This is a genomic window from Owariibacterium komagatae, assembly GCF_045865535.1.
GTDB lineage: Bacteria > Bacillota > Clostridia > Oscillospirales > Ruminococcaceae > Ruthenibacterium > Ruthenibacterium komagatae.
On the sequence record NZ_AP031406.1, the window covers coordinates 920658 to 947573 of the forward strand.

Below are 26916 nucleotides of genomic sequence, written 5' to 3' on the forward strand. Positions count from 1 at the left end.
TCCCAATAGAGTCCTTTTTTCGCCTTAAATATGTCGCTATTCTGCTTCAAATCCGATTAAGTCATATGGTGTTCTGTTGTTCAGACGGTCTTTCTTTTTCAGCCAGTTCCAGGCATAATTCCTCCGCTAGATACGCATCACTCATACAATGCATATCGGACACCCCTTGCCGCATCAGATGATAAACCTCCGAACGATAAAAGAATTGAAGCGCCGCATCCAAAGATAGGTTCTGTTCTCCGGCAAAGCGCTCGACTACGCGCGCATATTTTTTCTGCAGCAAAATAGGATTTGCATTCATACCGACTCGCTCCCCTCGAAATGCAAATAACTGTTCAGTGCACGTTCGGTTCGCAAACACACTTGCATGTTCGGCTTTTCATAACGCAGCCGCTCAATAGCTTCTGCCTTATCGATCAAACCGTCAAAATACAGTTCTACCGTATTGAACACCCTGTCATTTGCCACACCGCCCATGACAATATCATAGTCCGATTTATCCTTTCCGCTTCGGCAGACCAAGATAAAATCCAGCCATGCCTCGCTGTATGAATCAAAGTTCAGCACTTTCAATTGATGAAATGCTTCCTCGTCCAAGATGTAACGAGAAACGATTCCCGCCTTTCCCCTCCGCTTGAATTTCCCGCACCATTTCTCAGCCTGCTCATAAAGCGGCGTCGTATAAAAGCCAAGGCCAAAATCCACATTAGGGCGTGAGTGCAGTAAATCCGGTTTTGCAACCTCCAGAAAAGAGCCGTGATAAAGGATCATATTTCCACACCCCGTTCTTTCATAACATCCAGAATATCACGCACAATATATTCTTTACTTTGCGTGTGCAAAATCTCATATTCCGGCACAATATAACTGTTTAGGATATCGCTTTTTTCCGTCAACGCAGAATAGACCCGCTGCGCATCAACGCCGAGGTGTGCAGCAATATTTTCAATACAGAAAACAGCAAATTCTAATTCCCGGGAGTCGCTGATTTTTTTTCTCTCTGTGTCCAAATGAAAACCTCCCTCAGCAAACATCTTGCGCTGTAATGCCTTAAAAACATTATACTTCACAAAGCGCCGTGATACAACACTAGTCTCTCCCCTTCATTTGTGCCGTCAACATATTTAAGCCAGTCTTGCAAGATCTCTTTAAGACAGAAAGATTAACTATTAAAAGGCAACCCCCAAAATGAATGGTGGTGGTGAAAAAGAGATGGCTCAAAAAAGGTATAGCAAAGCTGAGGTCTTGTCAGACCCCTGCTGGCTATTCAAGTAGCTGCACTTAAGCTGCTGAGCAATATGGCTGTCTGGATTTTTCCAAGGCAAAAATTAAACGTACCAATTTCTTGGCAGCGTGAGAGATGGCAATATTGTGGTGTTTTCCCTCCGCCCGCTTCTTGGCGAGATAATCAGCAAAAGCTGGGTCCCAATGACAAACATACTTGGTTGCGTTGTAAAGTGCGTAGCGTAAGTATCGGGAGCCACGCTTTTCCATGTGCGGGTAGCAATTTTTGAGCTGTCCTGACTGGTAAGTGGAGGGGGACATCCCTGCATAAGCCAACAGCTTGTCCGGGGAGTCAAACCGGGTGAAGTCGCCGACTTCAGCTAGGATTATGGCAGCCATGCGGAATCCCATACCGGGGATAGAGGTAATAGGAGAATGCAGTTCATCCATAATGGATTGGATTTGCTCTTCGATTTCATCAATTTCACGATTCAGTTCACGGATGAGCCGGATGGTGTGCTGCAATTCAAGGGACTTGGCAGGCATCTGAGAGCCAATAGAGTTTTTGGCAGCATTTCGTATTTCAAGAGCCATATCCCGTTTGTAGTGGCCATTGGAGGCGGTTTCGAGCAATGCTTTCAGCCTCGTTAAATGGGCTGCGGCAACCGGTTTGGCCCCAGGGAACTCTTCCAGCAGGGCGTAGACAGAAGCAATATGCAGAGAAGGGACGAGTTTTTCCAATTCCGGAAACAGAATGCAGACCAGCCGGGCGATAGAACTTTTCAGCTTGGCACGCTCTTTTACCTTGTCAAAACGGTATCTGGTCAGTGACTTTAGCTCCTCGTTGTGGTATGCTGTATCTGTGTAGGGTTTGAGGCCCGCATCGGATAACAGCATAGAAGCAATCGTTCGTGCATCCACCCGGTCAGTCTTGGTCTTTCTCAGGCTAAGGCTCTTTCGGTAAAGGTTTGTGCGCAAGGGATTCAGGACATAGGTGGTCAGACCGTTGTCAAGAAGAAACCCGAGCAGATTGTAGCTGTAATGTCCGGTAGCCTCAAGCCCTACTTTTATTTTATCCTGCGGTGCGGTACAATGCCGGATTCGCTGTAAAAGGTAGTGGAACCCGTCCATGGTGTTGGGGATCGTGAATACATCCGCCAGGACTTCGCCCTCGGAACTGACGATAAAGCAATCGTGCTTATCTTTTGAGACATCGACGCCAACAGAAACCACCATAACAAATACCTCCAACGATAAATATATGATGCTGCATCCACAGTGCACCTTACTTTTGTAGCCTTGTTCCACATAAACCGTCTGGCGGTATTTAACTGATCAACAAAATTGTAAGGGGCTGTGGTTGGAACCTTTCTGGAACCATCTCGTGGTAGGAGGTTGCAACCAATCCACAGCATCCCTTACAGTGTAGCACAGCCCTTGGAGAGGGGCTCTAATAACTACTACTCTATAATACAAGGAGATGAACCTCAATGAGTGCTGTTTGTTTTATGAAAAAGCCGAATGGACAGAGCTGCGGTTCGATCATGTATCGCTGCCCGAAATGCGGTGCCATCGGCTGCGCCCGCGAAGGCTGCCGCAACCAGAACTGGGTCAACTACCGCTGCGTGCGTTGCGGCGGCATGAAACGCGAAATTTCAAAATAAACGAAAGGACAGGATGCCAGTCCCATGATCTATTTTTTGAACTGCTTTCTGCAGTCGGAATCCGGTGCCCCGGTCTTCCGCGATCCGTCCGTGGTCGATTTGTTTCCTTCTTTTGGCGATGCATATGCCGCCGGAAAACAATTTTTCCATCGACAAATAGATCTCCTGAAAGAGGACGATCTCTCGCAGGAGGAATGGATGACATCCGGCTGGTCCTATTTTTTTGACATTCGGGAATACAGCCCGGACTGCGAATGGAAGCGGGAATGGATGTTTCGTTTTGACGGGCAGCCGCTTCATTCACGGTGGGTACTGTATCAAAACGGAATCGGCGTAGAAGCACCTTGTGCGCAGGTGCCCGGGATACTTCTATGCCGTGCACAGGATTACCATCCCGGAGATCTTATCCTTCTTCGGCAGAAATACGGAGATCCTTTATGGAGCGTTGTGGTGGAAATTGTCCCTTGCCGCAACGCATCCCGAACCTTTCCCGAAGCGGACAGTTCGTTTTGGCTTTCCGGCCTCACGCTGAAGGAAGAATTTTTCTCTTTGGATGAAATCGACCCTTGTCAAACAGGCCTGCCCCCCAAAACAGCCGTTCCGCCGCCGGATCTTTTGCTCCTGTCGGAATGGATTCGTTCCGGCAAGCCGCTTCCGGAACAGCTGTTTGACGCTACATGTCAAGGTCTTCTCTGCACGTCGGACCTGGTGCGAATCGGGGATCTTTGGGCCTAACTTGTATTGCAGACACTCCCTCGGCAAAAATGCAGGGGGAGTGTTTTTGCACAGAGAACATTTCTGTCCACCCTCTTTCGTCATACTGTTTACGAAGTGGGGATCAAAAATCAATATTTTCACCACATGTCTCAGAAACCTCCCATCAGCGTCACGATTCCGTGGCTTTTAAACAACGAATCCGTACATCCGCCCTGAAGAAAGGTTCCTTGGATCAAACTTGGACAAAAAACCGATGAGCATCCGTCACGAACTGCACCCCATTTGTTAGACAGTATGATATACTGGATAACAATTAGGGTGCAGTTCGCTTTTGTTCTCTGTTCTTTGACTGAAAAGATGAAAGATCCGAAAAGACCTCTCCGCAATAGGGGCACACATGCCGGAAGTGTATCAGTCGGGCCACAGTCCCGCTTTCTTTTCGCACGGCACAGGTGTATTTTTTCTGCTGTTCGCTGCACAACAGGGCAACAGCCTGATTCATCGGCATTTCACAGCAATCTTCCTTTACTGTGTATCCGTCTGGCACTGAAATCACCGTTTCCTTTGCCGCCATTTTGCCGCTCTTTCAAAGACGCCATTGTCCCAGCTGTCGGGCTGCTTTTTCGGATGTTTCCCCTCCCAAAAGTGCTTCAAGGGTCCTTTTCTGCGGCTCTTCAAGCCATACAACCTCCACCCCCCGTTCTTTCAGGTGGTTACGCAACATCCGTTGCGGTTCTTGTTTACGCTTTTCGTAAAATGCAGGCGCGCACAGGATTCGAAGATTTACGTTCCGGGTTTCGCACAGTGCGATTAAAAAATCCATGCTCTGCCATGTGCTGCGGCAGATGAAATCCGTTTTCCAGCCCCCTGACCTTGCGGGCGGGCTTTGCCGGCGTATCCAACACCCGGATGTCCGCAATGCGGTCTAGGCGGTAGTGGGCCACATCCTCGTATTTGTCGTAATTTCCGATGAGGTAATACCGGCCGTTCACCGCCGCCATCTGATAGGGATTGACGATGTATTCCCGCGCTTCGCCCGCGCTGTTTTTGCGCGGATGCGCCTTTTTATCTGTGCCGTAGGCGAGATAATGAAACGCCACCTGCCGGCCGCGAGAGATTGCTTCATCCAGCGTTTCAATGGTGAGGAACAACTGCTTATTTTCCGGCGCCGTGTCCGGGAGCGTCCGAATGTGCCCCACCTTTGCCCGAAAATAGCGGTTCGAAAGCCCTTCCAGCTTTTCCACAAGCTGCCTGCACTGACTGTACGGAATGTGTTTGGAAAACAGCAGTCCGTCGATCAGCAGCCGCAGCTCTCCGTCGGTGAAATCGTGCACCAGGTAAAAATCGGTCAGAATCGTACTCTCTTCCCACTCGCCGTTCTTCGCATTCTTCACCCGGCGGGTCGTTTCGGTGTACTCGATCTCGCAGCCGAATTCCACCAGATCCATCAGGTTCCGCTTCACCGCTTTGCGGCCCGCTTTCATACCGTATTCTGTTTTGAGAAGCGTTTCGATCTCCTTCTGGCTGAGGCGGTGTTCTTCATCGGTATATCGTTTCAGAATGTCCAGAATATTGACGATCAACAGCTTTTTGGGCTGTGGTGCGTGCATGCTTCTCACCTCCGCTGCAATCGTTTTTCATCTTTATCATATCATACTTCGGATCTCTTTTTAATGCGTATCCGAAGATTTCCGTTCCGGGTATAAAACGCCTTTTGGAGCGCATTGCTGGTTTCTGTGAAATCAAGCGATGTCCATGGCAGATAATACGTTTCTTCGAGCCCTTCTTCATACTTCACAGAAATGGAGACAAATGTGGCGTGCTACGCCATGATGGATCTCCGCCTCCCCATCCTCGTCTTCGGTGCTGCCTGCATCGCATTCTGCATCCTGTACACCATCGTCGCGTCAATCCTCGTCTATCGCTTTGCGCCGCGCACATTCCGCCTGCGGACATAACAGATTCCGACAGAGCAACAAAACGCCTTTCCCCGGAGGAAATCCTCCTCGGGAAAGGCGTTTTTCTGTCGGAAAGCGGGATTGAAATGCGTCAGATCAAAGAGATATCCGCCGCGGACACAATTCTGTGCCAGAACGGAGCCGGAATATCCGCGTGACCTTCCTTCGTCTGCGACGGATCGAACGGCAGCCAGGGAATGTCCAGTTCCTCGATCGTATCAAACTCTCCGTTCAGCCAGCTCTCGAGCCTTCTGCGCGCGGATGCGATGCGCTCAAGCTGACCTCCGATGCGAAGATCAAAAATATCCAGTCCCGGCGCTTTGTTATTGGAGAGCCAATACGCTCTGAATGCGTCGGCAAAACGTCTCACATCTTCGGCGAGGGCAGGCAGTTCCGCGGCGCAGAGCGCTGCCAGCGTTTCGCGATCCCGTTTTTTCCATGCCGGATGCAGCGCTCGCTGGACGGACGCTTTCCGCGCCAGCGCATCCGCCAGCGCTCCGTAAAGCAGGAAGAGCCCTTTCCACGCTTCGTTTCGCTCTGCCGCCCCGGCCAGCTTTGCGGAGACTTCGCGCAAATGTGATTCATACGCCACGAGATCAAGTGCCGGGCTGAAAAGCGGCGTCAGAATATCTTCGTAAAGGAGCGTCTTTGTAGCGTTTACCGCCATGCGCCCCGGTGCGGGATTGTCCGGCGTAAATGCCAGTTCGTCCGGCAGAAGGAAATCCTCCCACACGCCGCCGCATGCAGCCCGGAAGCCACGCGCCCGCTCCTCGCCGGTTTCGTCTTCCTGCCAGCACAGCTGTGCCCAATGATACAGCGCGGGCAGCACGGCTTCCGTCGGGCACTCCGCTCCGTTGTCGCCCCACATTGTGATGAGGACCTCACCGATCCCTTGCCGGACACAGGCGTGATGCGCCCTGTCCGCAAGCTGCATGCTGAAATAATTGCTTGGCGCAAATCCGGACCATTTCCACGCGCCGCCCGCGAACACCACATTTTCGCTGAGGCACTTGTGGCGTGCGAGCATCCTGTCGTAGATCTGCTCGTCGAGAGAATAATAATCCCAGTAAATCAGCGATGTATCAGCCGGAATCGTCTTTGCGATGGATTCGTCCAGTGCACACTCCGGCGCATAGTATTCTCCCCCCGACGCAAGGCGGAAAAACATATCGCTCCACATCATGGGGCGGAACCCGTGGGCATTGGCCAGATCATGCACCATCCGGAAATGCCGGAGCATCAGTTCCGTCCGGTTTTCGTATCCGTGCAGATCCAAATGCCGGCCGAGCCCGAGCATATGCGCTTCATCCATCCCGATGTTGATCCGGTTCGTGGAAAAGCACTCCCGCATCGTATCGAACATGGCGCCGAGAAACGCCTGCACCTCGGAGGAATCCGCCAGAAGGATATCGCCCGTGTCCACGAGAGACGCCATGGCCTTCCATTTCAGACTCTGTCCCAGATGCGCCAGTGTCTGGATCGCAGGAACCAGTTCGATTCCGAGTGCGGCGGCGAAGGAATCCAGTTCTTTCAGTTCCTGCTTTGTATAGCGTCCGCGGCCGTGCCCGAAATACGGATATCCGTCCGCTTCGTACACGTCCTCCAGATACAGCTGAACCATATTGTACCCCATGCGGCACAAAATGCGAAGCAGACGTCGGATGTTCTCTGTCTTCGGCACCGCATTCCGGGAGCAATCGAGCATTACGCCGAACCTGCCGTACGCCGGAGTTTCCCGGCAGCTCCATCCATCCGGCCGGTCTCTGTTCTGCTCGAGAAGCATCGCGGCTCTTCCGATCATCGCGGGTTCTTTCAAGCGGACATGCCATTCTTCTCCGGTCCGCTCGAGCTGTATTCCGGGACCTCCCGCTTCCGCAAACACCGGACAGCCGGGTTCCGGCGCCTCCAACAGCCTGAGCAGCGTCTTCTGGAATTCAGTCAGATTCATCCACACAGTGATTCCCCCTTGCGGAAATACGATTGCGCTCTGTTCCGTTTCGAAACCGGCAGGCCGTTTTTCTTCGGCCCGTCGGCAGCGCATCCCGCCGTTCTGCCTCTATTTTAGAGTTTCAGCTGCTGTTCGTAAATAGCAATTTGGATAAATCTGCGTACCCATGCGAAATTCATCACTTTCAACCGAATTTGTCTTTCCTCTTTATACAGCATTTACAGTCCCGGGCTTTGCACGGCGGGCAGGCGGATCGGAGCCGAAATAAATATCCCCCGGCAAAGCCGGGGGGGTTTTCATAGACGGGTAAAACCCTGGAATACTAGCGCACGCGTCACGTCGCGTTGGTACGGTCTGCCAGCCGCGAAGGACTGTTACTTGCTGCCCGTAAACGGGCTTTTTAGATGTTTCCCATCGTTAACTGTTCACCGGCTTTGTCTTCTTCCAGCTGGCGCCGTATGTATTCCTCTATTTTCTTTGCATTTTTGCCCGCTGTGTCTACGTAGTACCCTCTGCACCAGAACTCCCTGTTGCGGTATTTATACTTCAATTCCGGGTACTTCTCGTATATCATCAGGCTGCTTTTCCCTTTCAGGTATCCCATAAAACTGGACACCGAGTACTTGGGTGGTATCTCTACGAGCATATGTATGTGGTCCGGACATACTTCTGCCTCTATGATTTTCACTTTCTTCCAATTACACAGTGTTCGCAGGATTTCTCCTACCTCTCTACGCTTCTGTCCATAGAATACTTTGCGCCGATATTTCGGCGCAAATACTATATGATATTTGCAATTCCAGCTTGTGTGCGATAAACTATTTACGTCGTTCACTCCGAATGACCTCCCTTTGCTTGGCTTGTGCAGTTGGCAGACCGCATTTCCATTATAGCAAAGGGAGTTTTTCTTCCTGCAGCATCGACTATAGTCTTCTTTTGAACCACTCGCCTAGCGAGTGGTTTTCGTTATACAATAAAACAAACGGCGGCCCTCAGCAGGCCGCCATGTGCTCTTTACTCCGCCCAGCGGTCCACGGCGTCGCACAAAAAACGCGCACAGCCGGAAACCGCTCTGTCGTAATGAGCCGTGAAACGCTCGTCCAGCACATACAGCCGGGCAATTCCTTTGTGCTTGGCCGGGGTGAGATTTCTGTCCGTCACCCTCAGCCAGCGCCGGTGCAGGTCACAGATTGCCCTGCCCTCTTCACTGTCCGGTGCGAGCCCGTTCGCAACAGCCTCTTCGAGCCGTGCGCGCAGTTCGGCGTCGAGCCCCGCCCAATGATCATACTGCTCCCGAGTCAGGCCCATCAGATTGGCATTCGCTGCATCCACTGCCTTTTCGCCGTATTTTCCCCGGGCTTCTTTCCCGTATGCTGCCTCATTGTCCGAAACAAGTTTTTCCTTGAATGCGGCAAATTTGCGTTCGTCCTGCATGATTTCCTTCCTTTCCTCGCAGCCGATGGTCTCCTCCACCGACCGGATCAAGCCTTCCAGTTTTTCCTTCCGGTCCCGCAGGGCGGCAAGATGTTCCCGCAGTGCGGCCAGACGGTCGAAGGAGGGAGCGTCGAGACATTCCCGGATGCGGGCAAGCTCCACCCCGAGTGCCCGGTAAAACAGGATATGCTGCAGACGGTCCACCTCCGCCGGGCCGTAATAACGGTAGCCGCTTTCGGCGACGCGCCCCGGTTTCAGCAGGCCGATCTCGTCGTACCAGCGCAGAGTGCGGGTGGACACTCCGGACAGGCGCGACAGTTCCCGAATAGAATATTCCGTACGTCTTTCCCCCTTTCTGTTTCCAGTGTACCAGTTGACGCTGCGGCAGAGTCAAGAGTATGATGAAAATTACAGAAAAATATTTTTCATGCTGACTGACAAGGAGAACTGCATGCCTACTGTTTTGATTGATGCAGACGGATGCCCTGTGGTGGATCTTACCATCCGCACCTGCCAACGCCGCGGTGTACCCGTGCTGATTCTGTGCGACACCGCCCACCGGATCGAGCGCGACGGCGCCCAGACGCTGGTATTCGACAAAGGCGCCGACAGCGTCGATTTTGCGCTTGTCAACCGTGTCCGGCCCGGAGATATCGTCGTAACACAGGACTACGGGCTGGCCGGAATGTGTCTTGCCCGTCTCGCCCGCGCACTCGATCAGAACGGGCTTGAATACACCGCCGGTAACATCGACACACTGCTGGACCGCCGCTGGCGGAACCAAAAACTGCTCCGCGCCGGCAAACACCCGAAAGGGCCTTCGAAGCGCACTTTGGAACAGGACGATTCATTTGTCCGCGCACTTGAAAGAATTCTGACAGAGAGCCTGTGAAATCATCCTTACGAACAGAATTCTGTCAAAAACGATGAGAAAGGTGTTTTTATGCGAATCCTGATGCTGGGTAACAGCCTGACCTTTGCCAACGACATGCCCCGCATGCTGGCCGAACTGACCGGAGTGGAAGTCGTCCATCACACCCGCGGCGGCGCACGGCTCTCCGAACATCTGAACCCTGCGACCCGTCTCGGCGCACGCACCGAAGCCGCTCTGGCGGACGAAACGTGGGACTACGTCGTGCTTCAGGAGATGAGCCACGGCCCCGTCACATCCCCGAAAAGTTTCTTTTCCAGTGTCGAACGGCTCTGTGTTCAGATCCGCCGGAACGGGGCCGTGCCGGTTCTCTACGCCACATGGGCGTACCGCGAAGGCTGTCCCAAACTTGCGGAAAAAGGCTGGACGCACGACGGAATGGCCGACGCACTGTCCGGCGCGTACCGTCAGGCAGCGCAGAACAACCATGCGCTGCTCGCCGACGCAGGCCGGAAGTTCCGCGAACTCTCCGGTGCGCACAATCTCTATGCCGACGACGGTATTCATCCGAGCGAACTCGGTTCCCGAATCGCGGCGCAGTGCATCGCATCTGCCATTCAGTCGGGAGAAACGGAGGGACATCCCAATGCCGAAACGAAAATGGACCCGTGAGGAAGTTGAAACGTGGATGGACGAAAACCATCGCCGGTTTTACGCGAATCCGCAAGACGCTAATCTTTTCGTCCGAAAACGGGGCTGGCGGATCAACTGGACGTTCAATCTCGCCAACCCCGCTGCATGGGGCGTCATAGCCGCCGGCACGTGCATCCTCGCGGCTGCCGCCGTGCTTCTGAGCCGGTGATTCCCGTTGTTTCACTCGCAGTGCGGAAATTATTTTCTCTCCACAGGAATCCAGATTTCGCAGTAGTAATCCTGATTCTGCGTACCGTGTTCAAATTTGCTGGCGTCGCTGTACATCTCGACGTTGATGCCGGCAGCAATTTGGTAATCGGGATTCGTGGGCAGCCACTGGGAGAAGATCTGCTGATTCATCCCCTGCAGCGCCTGAGGCATGCGGCCGGTGCAGGGAAACACCGCCCAAGTATGGGCCGGAATGGTGCGGGTGGTAAAGCCGTCGGGGACTTCTCGGAGCGGGTCATAGTTATCGGCAATAAGGTATTCAAACTCGTTACCGCCCATGCTCTCATCCAAATTGATACCACACATGCCGCAGACCACCTCGCCGCCGCCGGCAGCAAAATGCTCGGCCCAGAAGCTCGGCACTGCTGTCGCACCGTCCTCGTACTTGAACGTCTTTGCCCGGCATAAAACGGTAAACTCTTCTTTTTTCATAATCTTGCAATCCATGTTCTGACCACCTTCCAATGTCACTTTGATTCGGAGCGGAGCAAAGGAACGGACCGCGCCTCCGCTTTTTCGCAGTGCGGCAGGTGTGAGGCCATGGAAACGGGCAAACGCTTTGGTGAAGCTGTCCGGCGAGTCATAGCCGTAATCCAGTGCGATGTCGATGATTTTCCGGTCCGTCGTGAGGACCTCCAGCCCGGCGGCGGAAAGCCGGCGCTGTCGGATGTAGTCGCCCACCGTCATACCGCACAGCATGGCAAAGCCTTTCTGAAAATAAAAGGGCGACAGTGCCGCTTGCTGTGCAATGTCCCGGATGGGCAGCTCCTCCCGGAGATGCTGCTCGATATACTGGATTGCCCGATGAATACTTGTTACCCAATCCATTGGTCACACCGTCCTTCCGGATTCAGCATACCGGAACATAAAAACTCCCGCCCGATTTTCTGTGCTCATATTTGTCCGGCGGCCGGGCGCTTCAGAACAAACTCCTGCACCGGGCAGCCGAATTCTTCGGTCAGCCTGCCCGCCGAAAAACCAAGGCTTTCGTAAAAAGCCCGGGCGGCGATTCCGTCGGGATTGCCCTCCCGGTAGGTCGTCACACGAATGTCTGTGCCCTTCTCCATCTGTGTCAGCATAAAAGCGACCAGTTTCTGCGCAATGCGTTGTCTGCGGCAGGCGGGGTCTACTGCCAGAAAACAGAGCATACCGGTTTCTTTTGAGAAGAGCAGCGCGCCCAGAATGCGCCCCTCTTCCGACGCGCAGACGGCGCAAGAAGCCCGGATAAAGCGCAGGACGGCAGCTCTGTGCTCCGCCATCGCTCCGGCGGTCTCAAGGCCGGGAAAAACGTCTCGGACCTGTTCCACCAGCGCCATCCAGGCGTCAATGTCGCGCGCGTTTGCAAGTCTGATCTCCATCATCAAACTCCTTTGTTTTTTCTTTCATCTGCTCAGAAGCCAGAAAATTCCCGCCGCAGTGCGCTCGGCGGCGCAGTCATAGTGATTGCCTGCATTCAGACGGAACACGGCGTCGATTTTCTCGGCTCGATAAAAGGCGCAGAGCTCCTCCGTGTTTTTTCGAACATGTTTTAACAGCGCGTTCCGGGTTTTGCTCTCCTTGTCGCCAAGTGAGAAATACATGCAGTCCGGCCGGCGCTTCGGTTCACGGGAAACGGCATATTCCCTGATTCCGGGATACCACAGAGAACCGGATATGCTCCCCACGCGGGAGAACATGTCCGTTTGATACACGGAATAGAGCGCGAACAGCCCCGCCAGCGAATACCCTGCGATTCCGCGCCAGTGCGGATGCACAGGGATTTTCTTTTCCGCCGCGGGAACAATCTCCTGCGTCAGAACGCGCAGATAGTCATCCGCTCCTCCGGTGCAGGGTTCGGCATTTTTGAAGGCGGGCGGACTGTCCCACGGCGCCATGTCACGGTTCCAGTCGAGGCCGCTGATCGCCGCCAGCGTCACCGGTGGGGCACCGAGCGTCTGCAGCGCTTCAAACACCTTCTGCCCTCCCTCGGCAAAGGTGTTCAGGTAGATGATCGGCGCTCCGGGCTCATCGCCTTGAAAAACGGTTACGGTTTTGCCGCCTGCTGCAAAGGTATCCATCTCTGCGTCACCTCTCTGTCGGGATCGTGCCTATTGTACTGCATCGCACAGGAGTTCTCAAGTACGCGCGAAGTGCTTTGTTCAGGTCCTCTGGGGAAAGCGACGGGAGAAAATTATGATTCGAGGGAAACATTATGGTATTTTGCCTCATTGGACCGAAATTCATTGAATCGCAAAGAAGTTCCGTCTATATTGGTAAATAGAACCACGGAACGCAGCGCAATTGAGCATTCCGGGGGCTTGCTTTTATCGAACCATCTGTAAAACCGGGAGGTAATGCTGAATGAACTGGTGTGTATACGACGACTGCACTTGGACGTTTCCCGACAGTCCCCGCATCGGTGCTCAAACCGTGCAGCTGGACGCCCCGCGCGGCGGGCATGCTGCATTTCAGCTGCTCGCCGCCCCGCCTGCCGGGGCGGGACGCTGCCGCCTCTCTTTTCGCTGGGAAACGCCATGTACACTGGACGTGAAAATATTCTGTCTTACGCCCGTCACAGTCAACGAAAACACGTCGCCCTCACTGATGACTACGCTCAACTATGACTCCTGCCGCTCCTATGTCACACGGCAGGCGCCTTTTGACGTGTACGACGCACTTATTCCGTGCTCCTCCGACGGAACCGCAGAGGGCGATGCCTTTTATATCAGCATAGAGATCCCGCCCGATACCGTTCCCGGAACATACCGCGGCGTATTTCGGGCCGTGTGGGGCGACACTGCGGCGGAGTGCCCCGTTTGCTGTCAGGTATATGCCGCCTGTGTGCCCGCTGCCGGCAAAGGCGCCCTGAGCATGTTGAATTTTTTCTGCTATGATAACATCAATGCCCAGCATCATGCAGCCGAAGGTTCTGCGGAATGGTACCGCCTGATGCGCCTTTACATCCGCGCCCAGCTGGAGATGCGCTGCACACATATTCTTCTCCCTGCGGGACGGCCGGTCTTTTGTGACGGACGGCTTGTAGATTTTGATTTTTCCGCTGCGGAACGCGTCGTACAGATTGCGCGGGAAGAAGGCGCACCCTGTTTGTGCGGTGCACACATCGCCCACTGGAGCGAATGGACCGGTGCGGAGTATTACCCGTTCTGGGACGAGACAACATCCGTCACATCGCAGGAAGGGTATTTCCAACTCCGGATGTACTTCTCCGCATGGGCACGCATCATTCGGAAAAACAACTGGCAAAACTGCATGGCACAGGCGCTTGCAGACGAACCCCAGGTGCACAACGCTTCCACATACCGCATTCTCGCGGCAATCTGCCGTAAATTTTTGCCGGGCATCCCCATCCTTGATGCGGTAGAAGCCACCGATCTGGGCGGAGGGATCGACGTATGGATTCCGAAACTCGACACTTATGAAAAGAATCGGCAGGTATTTGACCGTCTGAAAAACGCCGGTGAAAAAATGTGGTTCTACACCTGTGCTTTTCCCGCCGGAAACGCGATGAACCGCAGCATGGATCTTCCGCTCACTGTGAGCCGTGCCCTCCTCTGGATGGCGGCACGATGCCGCCTGACAGGATATCTGCACTGGGGGTTCAATTATTACATCGGGGAGGATATCTGGCACAGCGCCTGCTGTCCCCACAAGGGTGCGCTTCTGCCTGCCGGAGACGCTCACATCGTCTACCCAGGCTCCGGCGGACCACTGCGCAGCGTACGCTTCGAAGCACAGCGCGGCGGCGCGGAGGACTGTGAACTGCTGTATCAGCTTATGAAATCCGACCCGGATGCCGTAGGCGCCCTGACGAAGGAAGTCTGCGTCTCATCGACGCATTGGACCGCCGACGGCACCGTGCTGCTCTCAGCACGCCGCCGTCTTCTGCAGCGGCTCGGATAATCCTCCTCTTCTGCTTGGAGTCGAAAAGAAGACCGGTATACCCGACGAATGTAAAAAGGCATCCGTTCTCAGCCAAAAGGCCGAGAACGGATGCCTTTTTGTCATTCTGAAACAATCCGGAACGTTATGGGAAAATGATCGGAAAGACCGACATCCGAATGAATGCGGAGGTCTTTTACCCGGCTCAGATCCCGCACAAGGACGTGGTCGATGGCGGTTCCGTATACCGTGGTGACAGCTCCTCCGCACGCATCGCAATACCCCGCCGCAAGCAGAGACTGAAATGCGTCCCGGTTTCCGCACCCTGCGTAGTCTCCCGCGTTGAAATCGCCTGCAATCATCGGACCTTCCGCACTGCAAAGCGACAGAAGATCCGGGCGGTTGTACTGTCCGTTTGCTGCGTGGACGGCCATGACCGTCAGGCCGACACCCGCCAGTGTGACAGTGACCTTGCGGTTGCCGTCGAACTGCGTCCGTTTCCGGCAGAGCAGCCCTTTCGGAGCCAGCGCGACCGTCATAAGAAGCTGACTCCGGCTGCTCAAATGATAGATCAGGTCATAGTGCCCGGGGTCAAATCTGCGGCAGAATGCCCCGAAAACTGCATGGCGTTTCCACGTATCGTTTGAAATGTAAGGGATCTCCTGAAGCAGGGCCACCGCATCGCCATGACCGATTTTCTCTTCCACAAAATAGAGGATTTGCTCCACCTGTTCCCAGTTGATCGGCTTTCGGTTATTCCCCTGCTGATAGAGCGCCGTATTCCAGCACAGAACTCCGACGGAAGCTGTCTCTCCCATTGAACGCAACTTTCTTTCATCTTGTCTGCCGGGCGCGTAACGCTTTGCCGCAGATTTCCCGCATCTCCGGTTTGTTATGCAAGCGAGCCCATCGGGTCCCAGGGAGCCAGTTCAACGGGTTCGCCGGACAGCGCCTCGCGCTGCGCTTCACTCAGGAAACGCTTGTTCACAACCGCCTGATAGACAAATTCATCGAACCACGCGTCACTGGCGATGTAATATCCTTTCTTTCCGGCATCTTCGCCCCAGCTGTTCTCGATCTTCCAGCGGTTCGGTTTTCCGTTTTCGTCCAGATTGACGCCGCACAGAACCATGGCGTGGTTCATCGCGCTGTCGCGGTAGTCCAGACGCTCTTCCTTCGTCATAGTCAGATCAAGTCCGCCGAGAATCTCGCCGTAGACGAAACTGTTCTGATCCCAGATACCGTCGTCTCGGCTGCCGAATTTGCCGCAGTCACTGCCGAACCACACGGGCTCTCCTGCTTTGAGCTGCTTTACGACGAGCGCCTTCATCTCTTCCATCGTCAGATTGAGATAGCGCACGCTGCCCTCGACCACATTACCGAGATACTTGACCGTATACAATTTCCCGTAGGGCTTGTCCTGCGTGGGTGCATTGATGACGCTGACGTAGTTCTCCAGCTCCATTCCGATGTACTTTTCATAGAACGACACCGGCGTCAGGCCGCGGTCGGCATGATACACGCCGTCCTTGTCGGTGTACTCGAAGTCGAAGCAGTCCACCGGGCGGCCGAAACAGATGCACAGCGCCTTGAACAGTTCCGCCAGCATCTCCTCCTTGCGCGCCGCGGCATCTTTTCCGGCGGCAACCAGTCCGCGCAGTTCCGCGGCGTCCTTGCGCAGTTTGGTGTTGATGAGGCGCATCACGTCTCTTGTGTTGCAGGACTGTTCCGTCTCCGGCATCACGGTCGCGGGAACGATGCCGTATTTTTTGACGATGCTTACCATCATATCCCACTGTCCGCCGTCGTTGATTCCGCCCAGCACCCAGTCGAGCGTGCGGTCCGCCACCGGCAGTTCTGCACAGTCGAGCACGCTCTCAAGGAAGAAGTTGATTTTCTCGAGCTTGTCCCAGAAGGCAAGCCAGTTGCCCGAGAGCTCAAATTTCTCGAGATTGCATTTCTCCGCCACGATTTCACGCATCACGTTCATCGACGCAAACAGCCAGCAGCGGCCGCTCTTCTTCTGCATCGTGACACCGCGCGTCTTCAGTTCGACGGAAAAGCTGTTTTCCAGCTTCGCAGCCTGCATCGGGTCGATGGAAGCCTTGTCCAGCGGCGTGTGTGTGACGGCTGCCGTCAGCGCGCGGGCCGCTTTGTCTGCGTCGTAGTCCGCCTTGAATCCGGCAATCATTTCATTTGTGATCGGTCTTGCGTGTTTCATATTCCATTTCCTCTTTGTATCCTGAATTATTTTTGCTTCACACAAAGCTGTTCCGGCATTTTACCGAAGTAATAGAATAAAGCAATCCTATCATTTTAGTTGTACACTCCGCACGCCGGATTGTCAATTTTTTGCCGAAAAAACGCGATTTCTGACAGCACCGAATCCGGAACCGGAGCCGTGTTTCCGCTGACCGAAATAAATATCCCCCGGCAAAGCCGGGGGTTTTTCATAGACGGGTAAAACCCTGGAATACTAGCGCACGCGTCACGTCGCGTTGGTACGGTCTGCCAGCCGCGAAGGACTGTTACTTGCTGCCCGTAAACGGGCTTTTTAGATGTTTCCCATCGTTAACTGTTCACCGGCTTTGTCTTCTTCCAGCTGGCGCCGTATGTATTCCTCTATTTTCTTTGCATTTTTGCCCGCTGTGTCTACGTAGTACCCTCTGCACCAGAACTCCCTGTTGCGGTATTTATACTTCAATTCCGGGTACTTCTCGTATATCATCAGGCTGCTTTTCCCTTTCAGGTATCCCATAAAACTGGACACCGAGTACTTGGGAGGTATCTCTACGAGCATATGTATGTGGTCCGGACATACTTCTGCCTCTATGATTTTCACTTTCTTCCAATTACACAGTGTTCGCAGGATTTCTCCTACCTCTCTACGCTTCTGTCCATAGAATACTTTGCGCCGATATTTCGGCGCAAATACTATATGATATTTGCAATTCCAGCTTGTGTGCGATAAACTATTTACGTCGTTCACTCCGAATGACCTCCCTTTGCTTGGCTTGTGCAGTTGGCAGACCGCATTCCCATTATAGCAAAGGGAGTTTTTCTTTCTGCAGCATCGACTATAGTCTTCTTTTGAACCACTCGCCTAGCGAGTGGTTTTCGTTATACAATCAAAACGCTCCACTTTTCAGTGGAGCGTTTTGGTATTTTAAATGAAAGTGCATTGACTGTTTTGTCTTCAATCAAACCATTAAAAGCTTTTCTTTTGAAAAATCTAAAGTTTTGTCATCTGCTTCTGAATACAAGTTCTCACACGGTCTGCAATGTATGATTGATCTCGCTCTGCGTAGAAGTGCAATGGCTCCGCCAAGGCGGCTGTTATATCAGCAGCCGAAAAATCCCATTGTAACCGGGGACGATAAATGGATTGCGCAGCATGCACCTGCCGTGCAAAGGTTGTGTTTAACGGCTGCGCACGAAGTTGTTTCATATGAGCATTGGGAGTAATATCGATAGGATAATCGCGGATATTTGAAAGCAGCCCCGCCCCAAAATCGAAGATAGGGCAATAGTCAAACTCCTCGCCCCTGCGCAAAACCGCAATATTGTTTAAATGGCGATCCTCATTACCAAACAGCATATCCATTTCAAACAGCAACGTGAGATAAATTCCAAACCGCTGTAATCCGGTGAGCCGTACTGTTTGCTCCACAATCCAGCGAACTTTACTGGGCAGATTGGGTTGAGAAGCCGCGACCTCTTGCCAGCGAGGGCCGACACCTTTGCGAAATAAATCGGCTAGTGTTAGGAGACTTTCTCCCGGCATCAAAAAATTGGAGCTGGAGCACCCGTTTCGGACACGCCGATGCGCTTCCAAGCGCTCCATGCGATATGTCACATAACGGAACCCCAATTGTTCCACATTGGTCTGGCGGAGCAGACGAGATGTCACTGTTTCCGCCAGTCCTTCGTATCCAAACAAATCTAATTTGTACCAGCGGCCATTCTCCAACCACTTTTCCTGATTTCCTTTGGAGGAAGTTTCTGCGATTCGGTTTCCGGTTGTCAATCTGACTGGCATACTTATCCCTCCACAATTTTGATCCAGCAGGCATCTTCTGCCATGCGCCCTGCAGTCTTGCGGATAATCTCAAGTGGTTCGTAGTGTTCCAGCCCCAACTGAGCTAAATAATATTGCAACCCGTCTCGTTGCCGGGGAATGCAACGGGATTCCAAAAAGTTCATCAGATCTTCCCAATTCGGATTTTGATTGATGCCAAACGCAGTTGAAAGAACATCATCGGTCTCATTTTGAATGGCTAATCGTCTGGTGGTCCGATCTGCACAGATTTTTGTACAAAGATTCTCGCCGTCATAATAGTGGAAAATCAGCAGGTCATGCTCTTTAGATCTCGCTTCATTTAGAAAGGATTCATACTCACTTGTACCTGCCCTGCGAATAGTGATGCACTCACCATCAAATTGCAAAATAATTTCGCGGTTTCCCTCGGAAATATCTAGCTGTTTGGCCCACACCGGCGGCAGTACCACACGATAGCTTTTCCCCGCCGGGCCCGCTGTCCCACCAGCCTTATTGACCAGAACTTTTGCCTGTCGTTCTTCCAGTTTCATACTGTCACCACCCCTGAAAATATTATATCATTGGACACCAATAATTCAATATATTATATAAGAAATCAAAATTTCTTATACCAGAGGTGCGTACTCAGTATGAAACTATAATTTGTTTGCATACGTGCCGGCAATCAATTTTTATCAAAAAAAGCATGTCTGACTTCCTCAAGCTATTTGCTACTCTATTCAGCCTTTTATATCTGTGCATAGTCTTAATTTAAAAATATTTTCAGACTTTTCCAACTCAAGTGTAAATTCTTCATAACTTCCGCTACGGTTTAGGATGCTAAGTCCATGCCTGCTCCAACCATAAAATCGTTCTTATCTTCTCACCACGTATTGTCGGCACACATCTCGGGCGCTGTACAAAATTCCTTATCGTCATTGACAGTATTCCTTGTCCCGGCATCTCATACAGACGGTGTATTTTCTTCGAGCGTGGCTGCAAAATCATCGATCTCGTCAAGCCATAACGAAAACTCTTCGCCGCTGCACATATTATGAAACCAAGCATCGGCCGAAGCACAGTGTTTGCCAGATTCGAACTTTCCGGTAGATACAAACACCGGAACAATTCCCGCCTGCCGTAGTTTTTGGATTGAAATATCGTCGGCGTATTCATAGATTGCATTGAACGCGATATCCAAATCTGCCGGCTGCGGTTTCCAGCAGACTCCATGCTCCCCAAAGAAAGCATCCTGCAAACGCTCCAAGCAAGTCTCTACCCCAAATCCGCTGCGGAAATAACTGCGCTTACCATTCTGAATGCAATAGTTATACTCTGCTTCACTGTCATCATAATCTGAAAGAGATTCTTCAATATCTTCCATTGCTTCCTCTGCATACTTCTTGAGTGACGGAACAGAAATATTTTTAAAGATGTATTTTGCTGTTTCTCGGATTTTCCCTGAAAGATTCCCCGCATTGGTTCCCCGACTTTGATCCCAAAAAGAATAAGTATAGGTAAAATATTTTTTCGGTAATGTAACTTTGAGTTGCGTTTTCAGCCATTCACAAAAATCATCGATGTAAAAGGCTTCTATTGCTAGATCTCCCGTATTGCCCTTTCTTTGTTTCTGGGCAAAAATAGAATAGAGGCGACAAAGGCTGACATACTTTTTGGGAACTTTTTTCAATACGCGTCCTGAAGCGGCACTGTAATCAATTTTTTTCAGAACAACCTTTGTTTTGCCATTCTCTTCTTCCCTTTCGCAATCACCAAACAGCTTATTGATGACCACCTCATTATCGGTTTCAAAAGTAAGGGTTGCGCAGACATTATATCCTCCACTCGGAGCAAAGTTGGGCAAAAGTTTCAGAAACTTCTGGTATTCCGGGTCTTCAGAATAATCTACACTCAACTCATCCAATGCATCTACAAAATCCTCAGGTGTATAAACTTCCGCTGTTAAATCCATCACCGATTGTAAAGTACAGCCATCGTCCAATATCTCTTTGATTTTTTCCGTTAAATTCCCGTCATCCTGATTGTCCCAATCTTTTGCGGACATAACATTTCCTCCTTATTCAACAACATTCCTCCACAGCATGTAATGCAATATATTGGGTTAAACAGGCAATGTATCATCCATTTTCCGGCCTTATTCTCCGATGTCCATACCAATCTTTGCAAGTAATTCATCCAAATTATCAGGTAGCACGATCATCTCATCCTCCTGAGATCTCTTCCATTGCCTTTTTTGTTTGAATTGGAGCGGAATTAAATTCTCATCAAACTCTTCGGAAGTTGAAATCCATTCAATCGCTTTGACTGTCTCATCACTGATGACGGATTCAAGCTGCCAATATTGTGGTTCGGACGGTGTACTAAACCTCATTCTGAGGTCAGCATTATACTTCACTAACCACCTCTCCATTTCTTCTACTGCCCTTTTCGGATTATTGGACTTCAAGTTAATTGTGAAATCAAGATATGCCGTACGATTTCGCGGGTTTTCTTTTTTACGTTCTGACAGCTTCACCAATCGAGTGATATTTCCGCTGGCAAGCGTGATAAAATCGTTGTCAAGAAGATAAGCGAGCGGTTCGTCATAAGCAACATATCCGACAGGTTCACCTTCAGCATTCACAACATAAATAGCACTTTGATTGCGGGCGTTCGTAAAACATCTTTCAAAAGTGAGTCTATCCCCTACATTTGCATGTTCCAATCGCTCGTTTGCACCTTTAATGAATTGAATTCCATTGGCGGAATTCTCCACAGTTGCGAAGACCTCATCAGCTTCTTCGTCGTCCGCTTCATAATCGATGTCATCCGGAAGCTCAATCTCTCCTACTATCTGGCAGTATGTTTTATACTCATCCCAGATGTCATCATTCTCGCGATATAGTTCTGCCGGAAGTATTTCTTCTCCCGCCTTTCTGAACAGGAAAATTTCGCTTTCGTTATTGTTCATCTTGAGAAGATATTTCTCGGCATTCCAGCGAATCTGAATATCAATTTGCAGGAAAGTATGTTTTCTGCGATTGCCGTTTTGCCCTTTCAAAAGGATTTCTTTTACACTTGCATGCGATATCTGTATCTCTTTTGCATCTAAAACAACTGATAACCATTTTGCTAACTCTGCAGGCAGATATCCGCATTGCTTGTTTTCTTTTGACTTCACCATAATTGCAAATGGATCATAGTCATTATCCGGTTCGCGCTCAAGGACGACGGAATCTCCTATTTTTAAAGATTCGCAGGCGCTTGTCCTTTCCGGTGAATAGTCTGTTCCCACGACGGAATAAGTAAGCGTTGCCAACCCAACCTTTTCTGAAGCGGAAGGCGCATATTCAATTGCTTCTTGTTCGGAAAAATCGTTGGGAGCTTCACACACACACTTCTTGCGCTCATCGCCTTCGTTTTTTTCAACCGCTTTGGCTCTTTCATCGGAAAGAACAAATGGAAGCTTCTTCTTCACACAGTATTGGTGCGTAATCGAACCTTTTGTGACGATGAAAATCACATTCTCGGTCGCCTTCAAGGAAATTTTCTCCATATTATCCGGCAATCGAACTTCTTTTAACGCGGTATTCAAAAAGGCATTGGGCTCGATAACATGCAATGTTTGCGGCAGCTCTACGCTGTAAAGTGCAGAACAATTCTGGAAAGCAGCATTTCCAATGATCTCTGTTCCTTCCGCCAGCACAATCGATTTCAGCTTTTGACAATTTTGAAAAGCAGCCTTGCTGATTGTCCTGAAAGGTAATATCCCATGCACTTCCATTAAATTTTCGCAATTCGTAAAGATGCGTCCGGAATCAGACAAGCTGTGCGAACATGAATCCGGAAACACCACTTTTTCCAGACGCCTGCAATTCTCAAATAAATCCTGCGGTATTGCTTTCAGTTGAGGTAAAACGGCGGATTCAATCCCGCTCGTTGCAAATGCCGCATAACCGATATACTCTACGCCTGGCATTTCGCACTGCTTCAGTTTTTTACACGCACGAAAAGCATTCGTCCCGATTACGCGCACCTTTTCCGACATTTTGACACTGCAAACCTTTTTATTGTCACGAAAGCACTCTGCACCAATATATTCGATATCCGATGGAATTTCAACGACTGGAGCTTCTCCGGTGTATTGAGCCAGAACATTTCCAAACGTATAAAAGCCGGGAGAAGATTCTGTCTGAAACCGCTTCGGCGGAATTCCGTAAAGATATTTTAATTGCTTTTGATCCGGCACTTCAAATATTTCCAAAGCATCACAGCCGCTGAACGCATTAAAGTTCAACGCTTCCAGATTATCTGGTAGAATCGTTACCCTTCGCAGCTTCGTGCAATCTTTAAATGCATCTCTGCCAACTTGCCGGATATTTGTCAACAGAGACACTTCTTCTAAAGCGGTACAGTTTTCGAACGCACTCCATTCGATTCCTTCAAGCATCTCCGGCAAAGTAATCTCACTCAAAGCAGTGCAATTTTTAAACATTTGGTTTCCCAAAACACGTATCGCATCCGGAAGGACCACCTTTTTCAACTTCGCACAATCCTGAAACGCTCTTCTCGTTTGAACGGATTCATCCCACATGGCGTCCGATGCGCTCCACTTCGGATCGAAAACTACACTTTCGAGTTGAGGATGATTCTTAAAAAAGCCTTCATTATATCCACACATCGGCAATTCTGTATCGGCCTGAATATAAACGGACCGGACAGTCGGATACCGTTCAGAAAATGAGAGCTTCTGTTCTTCCAGCATATTCACAATATCGTTTGTCAAGACAAGATCATATTGAGAAGATAATTTCGAAGATGGCGCTGGCTTTTTCGTCGAAAGTTCTTCATAGTTCGCATCCGGTGTTTCCGTTTTAACCGCTGCATCTGGTGCTATTGTCGTTACACAAGTGTCCTTTTGTTTTTTGTGAAATATCCGGTCCCAGAAACTCATTTTCTAACCGCCTCCACGTTTTTAGACTCGTTTTCTGTTCGCTTATCAGACGCCTAAATTGGGGTTGCAGAATACAGATAACTGCGTTTAAATGCCGCCAAAAGCATTTGTAATCACATTTGTTTCTTTTTTCGGGTCTCTTTAATTTTATCGTCTACACAAACGAATTTCGTCACCACTTGTTCAAAAGAAGGTTCTCTATCATCGTTCTCTATATTTTCCTCATTTGTATGCGTCCAGGTAAAGGAAACAAAATGTTTGTCAATTTCTTCGCCTTCCCAAATCAGCTTTCCAACCGAGGGCTTTGTGCGGGCAGAAAAGTCATTCTCAATGATCCTTGCAAACAGCGGTGCAAAAGCTCCGGTTTCTGAGGGCCGATTGGAAGATTCCACTCTGTGTGTTCTTCGTTTTCATCCATTTGCAGCGTCAAAAAGAAATCGTGAAAATGCTCACTGTCAATGATACTCTGACCGCGATAATAAAAGTCGCCTTCATTTACCGTCAGCGAATCGGATGCGAGCGTACTATTGATATTAGCACCAGTGATTGCGGGAAAAGCTCCGGATTAAATTACTCATCACTGGGTTTTCAAATTCGATGTAAGCCGAAGCAAACTCGCGACCATTTTCTATCATTGGCATTGCACTTTTCACGATTTCTCTCCAGATCAGGCCAATTCCTCGAGCTCATCCATCGTATGCCATCCGCACTCGGGCAGCTCGTCCCGTGAAAGTTCGCACAATTCATACATTCCGACCGGAAACTGATAGAACGATTCTCCTTGCTGTATCATGATCCCGTCGCGTCCTGCTTCGTCCGCACAAAGTCGGATTCTTTCAGCCTTTGCAAAATAGCAAAAGAGCGTTTCCAGAGGTAAGGCTTCGCTTTGTCCTCCCCCTTCATACTCTATCGCTTCGCTCAAATCAATACTTCCTGTAATTTTCTCCGTTCCAGGGAAAAATGCTACCTGAAACACACATTCCGGGGCGTCTGTAACCTGTACCAGCCAGGCTTTCGATTTCCATTCGGTGTGCCGGCTCCATTTCCAAAAAACCAGAAGAGCTCTGTTCCAATCGCTATCAGAGCGTCCAATCAAAGGTGCATAAGCAACGCGAATACCTCTCCAGAAAAACACGATTGCAGGAACCGAATACGCATAGTCGGCCATCCCGCCGGCATGCATTGCACCCCAGGAATCATCACTGACCTGAATGCGAACTGAATCGATTTTCGCCTCAAACTCTGTTCCGAGAGGAATATGCTCCAGCAACGTCATGCTGATATACTGCGTCCAAAACCTGCTGATTTCTTCTTCGCTGCGCGCGTACAAATATTTAGACATAGATTCCTCGCGATAGATCAGCTGCGCTGCCTCCTCGGAAAAAGCTCTCGCGTACTCATCGCGTTGAATCAAGCTGTCCCGTTCGCTTAAGAGCCTATAAGGTTCCGCCTTCAACCGGAATTGAAATTGCACATTTTCCAGTGGCAACCGGCTGCTGTCGACCTCGGGACGACTCCAGTCAAGACAATGTGTCCGTTCCGGGAAAGACGTCGGACGGAACGGCGCATTATCAAGAAAGACAATGGCTATATCTCCGCTATCCTGCTTTGAAACGCTTGCATCAAAAGCCTGTCCAGGCTGAATCCGTTTCAGCCGGGTTACCGTTTTAACAGAAGAGTCCGCAAGAAACCCTATATGATTTCCCTCCGGCGTCAAAACCTCCAGGCGTGTTACAAAGTGGTGAATCATCGCATGGATCTCGACACATTGTCCGTCCTGCAGATCGCTTCTTATCCGATTCACATCAACATCATACAGATAAATGGGCGATAATTTTGCCTCTACCCTTTCCGGTTTGGGCACATACTCCGCACCGCCAACCAGCAACCTCGACTCCTCCGGGAAACTGTCCTTCTGTATCTGAATCCCTGCAGGCAAGTCGGCTTGCATCAGTTTAGCGCATCCTTTAAACGCCTTCGTTCCGATCGAGGTGAGGGTATCCGGGAATACGACCTCTTCGATATTTTTGCAACCGGAAAACGCCTGATCCCCGATCGCAGTCAGTTTTTTGGGCAAAACCAACTTACCGGAAAGCTTACTGCAATTCCGGAAAGCCTCCTTTCCTAAAGACGTAACAGAATCCGGCAGATGCACGCACTGTAAATTGCTGCATCCTGAAAAAATGCCATCAGGAAGTTTCGAGACGCCTTCCGGAATGGAGATTTCCTTCAGTTTTTTCCACCCCTGAAACGCTTTCTCAGGAAATTTTTTTACAAGATGCCGGTAGCTGCAGCTGACTGATTTTCGTAAATGCGGCCTCGAATTTCGGAAACACTCGCAGCGTGTCCGGAAGTATGATCTCTTGGATTGCGTAGAATCGGCTACCCGGCGCACCATATGCATCGAACGCGACCCGAATCTCATGAATCGGTCCTCCCGCATCAATCCGTGCGACATTCAGAGAGCGAACCGGAACCGGACAACTCCGGAATGTCAAAACACCTTTTTCATACAGGTAGGACAACCCCTCTTCTGTCTTAGGCATATCCGCACTTCCTTTCAGTCATCATAATATGTAATCTCGATGCCATATTCCGGATCCGGCGGGATCCACCCGTCATCGTATCCACCACATCCCTCGAACGCGCCTTGCTCCTGCCAGACCTCATCTCCTTCTTCATGATAGATTTCGCACTCTCTCGGAAGCAGCACCTTATTGAAGTCCGCATTGGCAAAGGCGCAGCTTCCGATTTCCCTCAGACTGCGCGGGAAGTTGATTTTTGCAAGGGAGTTGTTGTAATAAAATGCACAGGCGCCGATTTTCCGAATCGTATCCGGAAGCTGCACTTCCTTGATGCGATGGCGTGCCTCCTCCTGGATCAAAATATCCGTCCACTTTGCGGCGAACTGTTCTGCAGGAACAGGCTCACCCCAAGCAAGTCCCACTCGATCCATTACCACATCGGTATCAAAGGCGCAGGCGCCAATTTCAACTACCGGATGCCCGTCAATCTCGGCGGGAATAACCAGTACCTCCGGCCACTCTTTCGCTCCATAGATAGTTGCCTCGCCGTTTTCATTCAACCAGTAGAAAAAAGTTCCGTCGAAAAGTGCCTTTTCCTCCAAATGAAAAATCAGATACCGTTCTTCTGCTTCATTCATAGTTGTATTCGCCCCTTCTAACGATATAAATTTGTCTGCATCTTCAACCACGTTACTACGCACTTCGCATCTTGCTTATAAGCAAATTATACCAAAACGACTGTACCATAATCGAGACAATTTTTCATTCATAAAACAACAACC

25 protein-coding genes and 2 pseudogenes are annotated in these 26916 nt (G+C 50.7%); 6 read left to right on the top strand and 21 right to left on the bottom strand.

From position 1 onward, the window contains the following. Positions 1 to 61: 61 nt before the first annotated feature. From ACKTS9_RS04705 to ACKTS9_RS04720, 4 genes are all read right to left on the bottom strand, one after another. Positions 62 to 301 (bottom strand): DUF3791 domain-containing protein, encoded by a 240-nt coding sequence (locus ACKTS9_RS04705; protein ID WP_407879245.1) that lies wholly within the window; start codon positions 299 to 301, stop codon positions 62 to 64. Beyond that, positions 298 to 771, bottom strand: coding sequence for a DUF3990 domain-containing protein (locus ACKTS9_RS04710; RefSeq protein ID WP_407879247.1), 474 nt, complete (start codon positions 769 to 771; stop codon positions 298 to 300). Before ACKTS9_RS04710 ends, ACKTS9_RS04705 begins: the two co-directional genes overlap by 4 nt. Continuing rightward, entirely contained in the window at positions 768 to 1010 is a 243-nt protein-coding gene (locus ACKTS9_RS04715; protein WP_407879249.1) for a DUF3791 domain-containing protein, read from the bottom strand. Before ACKTS9_RS04715 ends, ACKTS9_RS04710 begins: the two co-directional genes overlap by 4 nt. 271 nt (positions 1011 to 1281) lie before the next feature. Beyond that, complete coding sequence (locus ACKTS9_RS04720) at positions 1282 to 2457, bottom strand: IS110 family transposase (protein WP_407882077.1); 1176 nt, start codon at positions 2455 to 2457, stop codon at positions 1282 to 1284. A gap of 257 nt (positions 2458 to 2714) precedes the next feature. On the opposite strand from ACKTS9_RS04720, the gene ACKTS9_RS04725 reads away from it, so the two are divergent. Next, positions 2715 to 2888, top strand: a complete 174-nt coding sequence (locus ACKTS9_RS04725; RefSeq protein ID WP_407879252.1) for a hypothetical protein — start codon at positions 2715 to 2717, stop codon at positions 2886 to 2888. A gap of 24 nt (positions 2889 to 2912) precedes the next feature. Beyond that, entirely contained in the window at positions 2913 to 3623 is a 711-nt protein-coding gene (locus tag ACKTS9_RS04730; protein WP_407879255.1) for a hypothetical protein, read from the top strand. 722 nt (positions 3624 to 4345) lie between these two features. On the opposite strand, the gene ACKTS9_RS04735 is transcribed toward ACKTS9_RS04730, so the two are convergent. The 4 genes and pseudogenes from ACKTS9_RS04735 to ACKTS9_RS04750 all read right to left on the bottom strand — a co-directional run bounded on the left by ACKTS9_RS04735 (position 4346) and on the right by ACKTS9_RS04750 (position 9272). Next, positions 4346 to 5215 (bottom strand): helix-turn-helix transcriptional regulator, encoded by an 870-nt coding sequence (locus ACKTS9_RS04735; RefSeq protein WP_407879256.1) that lies wholly within the window; start codon positions 5213 to 5215, stop codon positions 4346 to 4348. 439 nt (positions 5216 to 5654) lie between these two features. Beyond that, a complete protein-coding gene (locus ACKTS9_RS04740) occupies positions 5655 to 7511 on the bottom strand; it encodes a beta-N-acetylhexosaminidase (protein ID WP_407879258.1) in 1857 nt (618 codons plus the stop codon). A gap of 374 nt (positions 7512 to 7885) precedes the next feature. Then, positions 7886 to 8346 (bottom strand): annotated as a pseudogene (gene tnpA, locus ACKTS9_RS04745) (IS200/IS605 family transposase). A gap of 179 nt (positions 8347 to 8525) precedes the next feature. Then, positions 8526 to 9272 (bottom strand): MerR family transcriptional regulator, encoded by a 747-nt coding sequence (locus ACKTS9_RS04750; protein ID WP_407882079.1) that lies wholly within the window; start codon positions 9270 to 9272, stop codon positions 8526 to 8528. Between the two features lie 124 nt (positions 9273 to 9396). On the opposite strand from ACKTS9_RS04750, the gene ACKTS9_RS04755 reads away from it, so the two are divergent. Genes ACKTS9_RS04755 through ACKTS9_RS04765 form a run of 3 tightly spaced genes read left to right on the top strand, consistent with a single transcriptional unit; the run spans position 9397 to position 10678 of the window. After that, entirely contained in the window at positions 9397 to 9837 is a 441-nt protein-coding gene (locus ACKTS9_RS04755; RefSeq protein WP_407879260.1) for a DUF188 domain-containing protein, read from the top strand. A 51-nt stretch (positions 9838 to 9888) separates the two neighbouring features. Beyond that, a complete protein-coding gene (locus ACKTS9_RS04760; protein WP_407879262.1) occupies positions 9889 to 10488 on the top strand; it encodes an SGNH/GDSL hydrolase family protein in 600 nt (199 codons plus the stop codon). Then, positions 10463 to 10678, top strand: coding sequence for a hypothetical protein (locus ACKTS9_RS04765; protein ID WP_407879264.1), 216 nt, complete (start codon positions 10463 to 10465; stop codon positions 10676 to 10678). Before ACKTS9_RS04760 ends, ACKTS9_RS04765 begins: the two co-directional genes overlap by 26 nt. Before the next feature lie 29 nt (positions 10679 to 10707). Here the strand turns inward: ACKTS9_RS04765 and ACKTS9_RS04770 are convergent, their stop codons facing one another. The 3 genes from ACKTS9_RS04770 to ACKTS9_RS04780 all read right to left on the bottom strand — a co-directional run bounded on the left by ACKTS9_RS04770 (position 10708) and on the right by ACKTS9_RS04780 (position 12794). Further along, complete coding sequence (locus ACKTS9_RS04770) at positions 10708 to 11565, bottom strand: AraC family transcriptional regulator (protein ID WP_407879266.1); 858 nt, start codon at positions 11563 to 11565, stop codon at positions 10708 to 10710. Positions 11566 to 11630: 65 nt separating this feature from the next. Continuing rightward, positions 11631 to 12095: a GNAT family N-acetyltransferase gene (locus tag ACKTS9_RS04775; protein ID WP_407879269.1), complete on the bottom strand. Its 465-nt coding sequence runs from the start codon at positions 12093 to 12095 to the stop codon at positions 11631 to 11633. A gap of 24 nt (positions 12096 to 12119) precedes the next feature. Continuing rightward, positions 12120 to 12794 carry an alpha/beta hydrolase gene (locus ACKTS9_RS04780; protein WP_407879271.1) on the bottom strand — a complete coding sequence of 225 codons (675 nt, stop codon included), beginning with the start codon at positions 12792 to 12794 and terminating at the stop codon, positions 12120 to 12122. A 283-nt stretch (positions 12795 to 13077) separates the two neighbouring features. Between ACKTS9_RS04780 and ACKTS9_RS04785 the strand changes: the two genes are divergently transcribed. After that, positions 13078 to 14637, top strand: a complete 1560-nt coding sequence (locus ACKTS9_RS04785; protein ID WP_407879273.1) for a DUF4091 domain-containing protein — start codon at positions 13078 to 13080, stop codon at positions 14635 to 14637. A 101-nt stretch (positions 14638 to 14738) separates the two neighbouring features. On the opposite strand, the gene ACKTS9_RS04790 is transcribed toward ACKTS9_RS04785, so the two are convergent. The 10 genes and pseudogenes from ACKTS9_RS04790 to ACKTS9_RS04835 all read right to left on the bottom strand — a co-directional run bounded on the left by ACKTS9_RS04790 (position 14739) and on the right by ACKTS9_RS04835 (position 26772). Beyond that, on the bottom strand, positions 14739 to 15434 hold the full coding sequence (locus ACKTS9_RS04790; protein ID WP_407879275.1) for a hypothetical protein: 696 nt from the start codon (positions 15432 to 15434) through the stop codon (positions 14739 to 14741). A gap of 74 nt (positions 15435 to 15508) precedes the next feature. Beyond that, positions 15509 to 16837, bottom strand: coding sequence for an aminopeptidase C (locus ACKTS9_RS04795; RefSeq protein WP_407879277.1), 1329 nt, complete (start codon positions 16835 to 16837; stop codon positions 15509 to 15511). Between the two features lie 307 nt (positions 16838 to 17144). Next, positions 17145 to 17605, bottom strand: a pseudogene (gene tnpA, locus ACKTS9_RS04800) (IS200/IS605 family transposase). A 243-nt stretch (positions 17606 to 17848) separates the two neighbouring features. Further along, positions 17849 to 18655 carry a hypothetical protein gene (locus ACKTS9_RS04805; RefSeq protein WP_407879279.1) on the bottom strand — a complete coding sequence of 269 codons (807 nt, stop codon included), beginning with the start codon at positions 18653 to 18655 and terminating at the stop codon, positions 17849 to 17851. A 2-nt stretch (positions 18656 to 18657) separates the two neighbouring features. Then, positions 18658 to 19206 carry an AbrB/MazE/SpoVT family DNA-binding domain-containing protein gene (locus ACKTS9_RS04810; protein ID WP_407879281.1) on the bottom strand — a complete coding sequence of 183 codons (549 nt, stop codon included), beginning with the start codon at positions 19204 to 19206 and terminating at the stop codon, positions 18658 to 18660. A 413-nt stretch (positions 19207 to 19619) separates the two neighbouring features. Further along, the gene (locus ACKTS9_RS04815; protein WP_407879283.1) at positions 19620 to 20720 is read right to left on the bottom strand and encodes a hypothetical protein; all 1101 of its coding nucleotides are present in this window, start codon (positions 20718 to 20720) and stop codon (positions 19620 to 19622) included. Between the two features lie 90 nt (positions 20721 to 20810). Then, positions 20811 to 23609 carry a leucine-rich repeat protein gene (locus tag ACKTS9_RS04820; RefSeq protein WP_407879285.1) on the bottom strand — a complete coding sequence of 933 codons (2799 nt, stop codon included), beginning with the start codon at positions 23607 to 23609 and terminating at the stop codon, positions 20811 to 20813. A 113-nt stretch (positions 23610 to 23722) separates the two neighbouring features. Continuing rightward, the gene (locus ACKTS9_RS04825; protein ID WP_407879287.1) at positions 23723 to 24001 is read right to left on the bottom strand and encodes a hypothetical protein; all 279 of its coding nucleotides are present in this window, start codon (positions 23999 to 24001) and stop codon (positions 23723 to 23725) included. A 275-nt stretch (positions 24002 to 24276) separates the two neighbouring features. Then, positions 24277 to 26034, bottom strand: a complete 1758-nt coding sequence (locus tag ACKTS9_RS04830; RefSeq protein ID WP_407879289.1) for a leucine-rich repeat domain-containing protein — start codon at positions 26032 to 26034, stop codon at positions 24277 to 24279. Between the two features lie 135 nt (positions 26035 to 26169). After that, entirely contained in the window at positions 26170 to 26772 is a 603-nt protein-coding gene (locus ACKTS9_RS04835; protein WP_407879291.1) for a leucine-rich repeat domain-containing protein, read from the bottom strand. Positions 26773 to 26916: the final 144 nt, after the last annotated feature.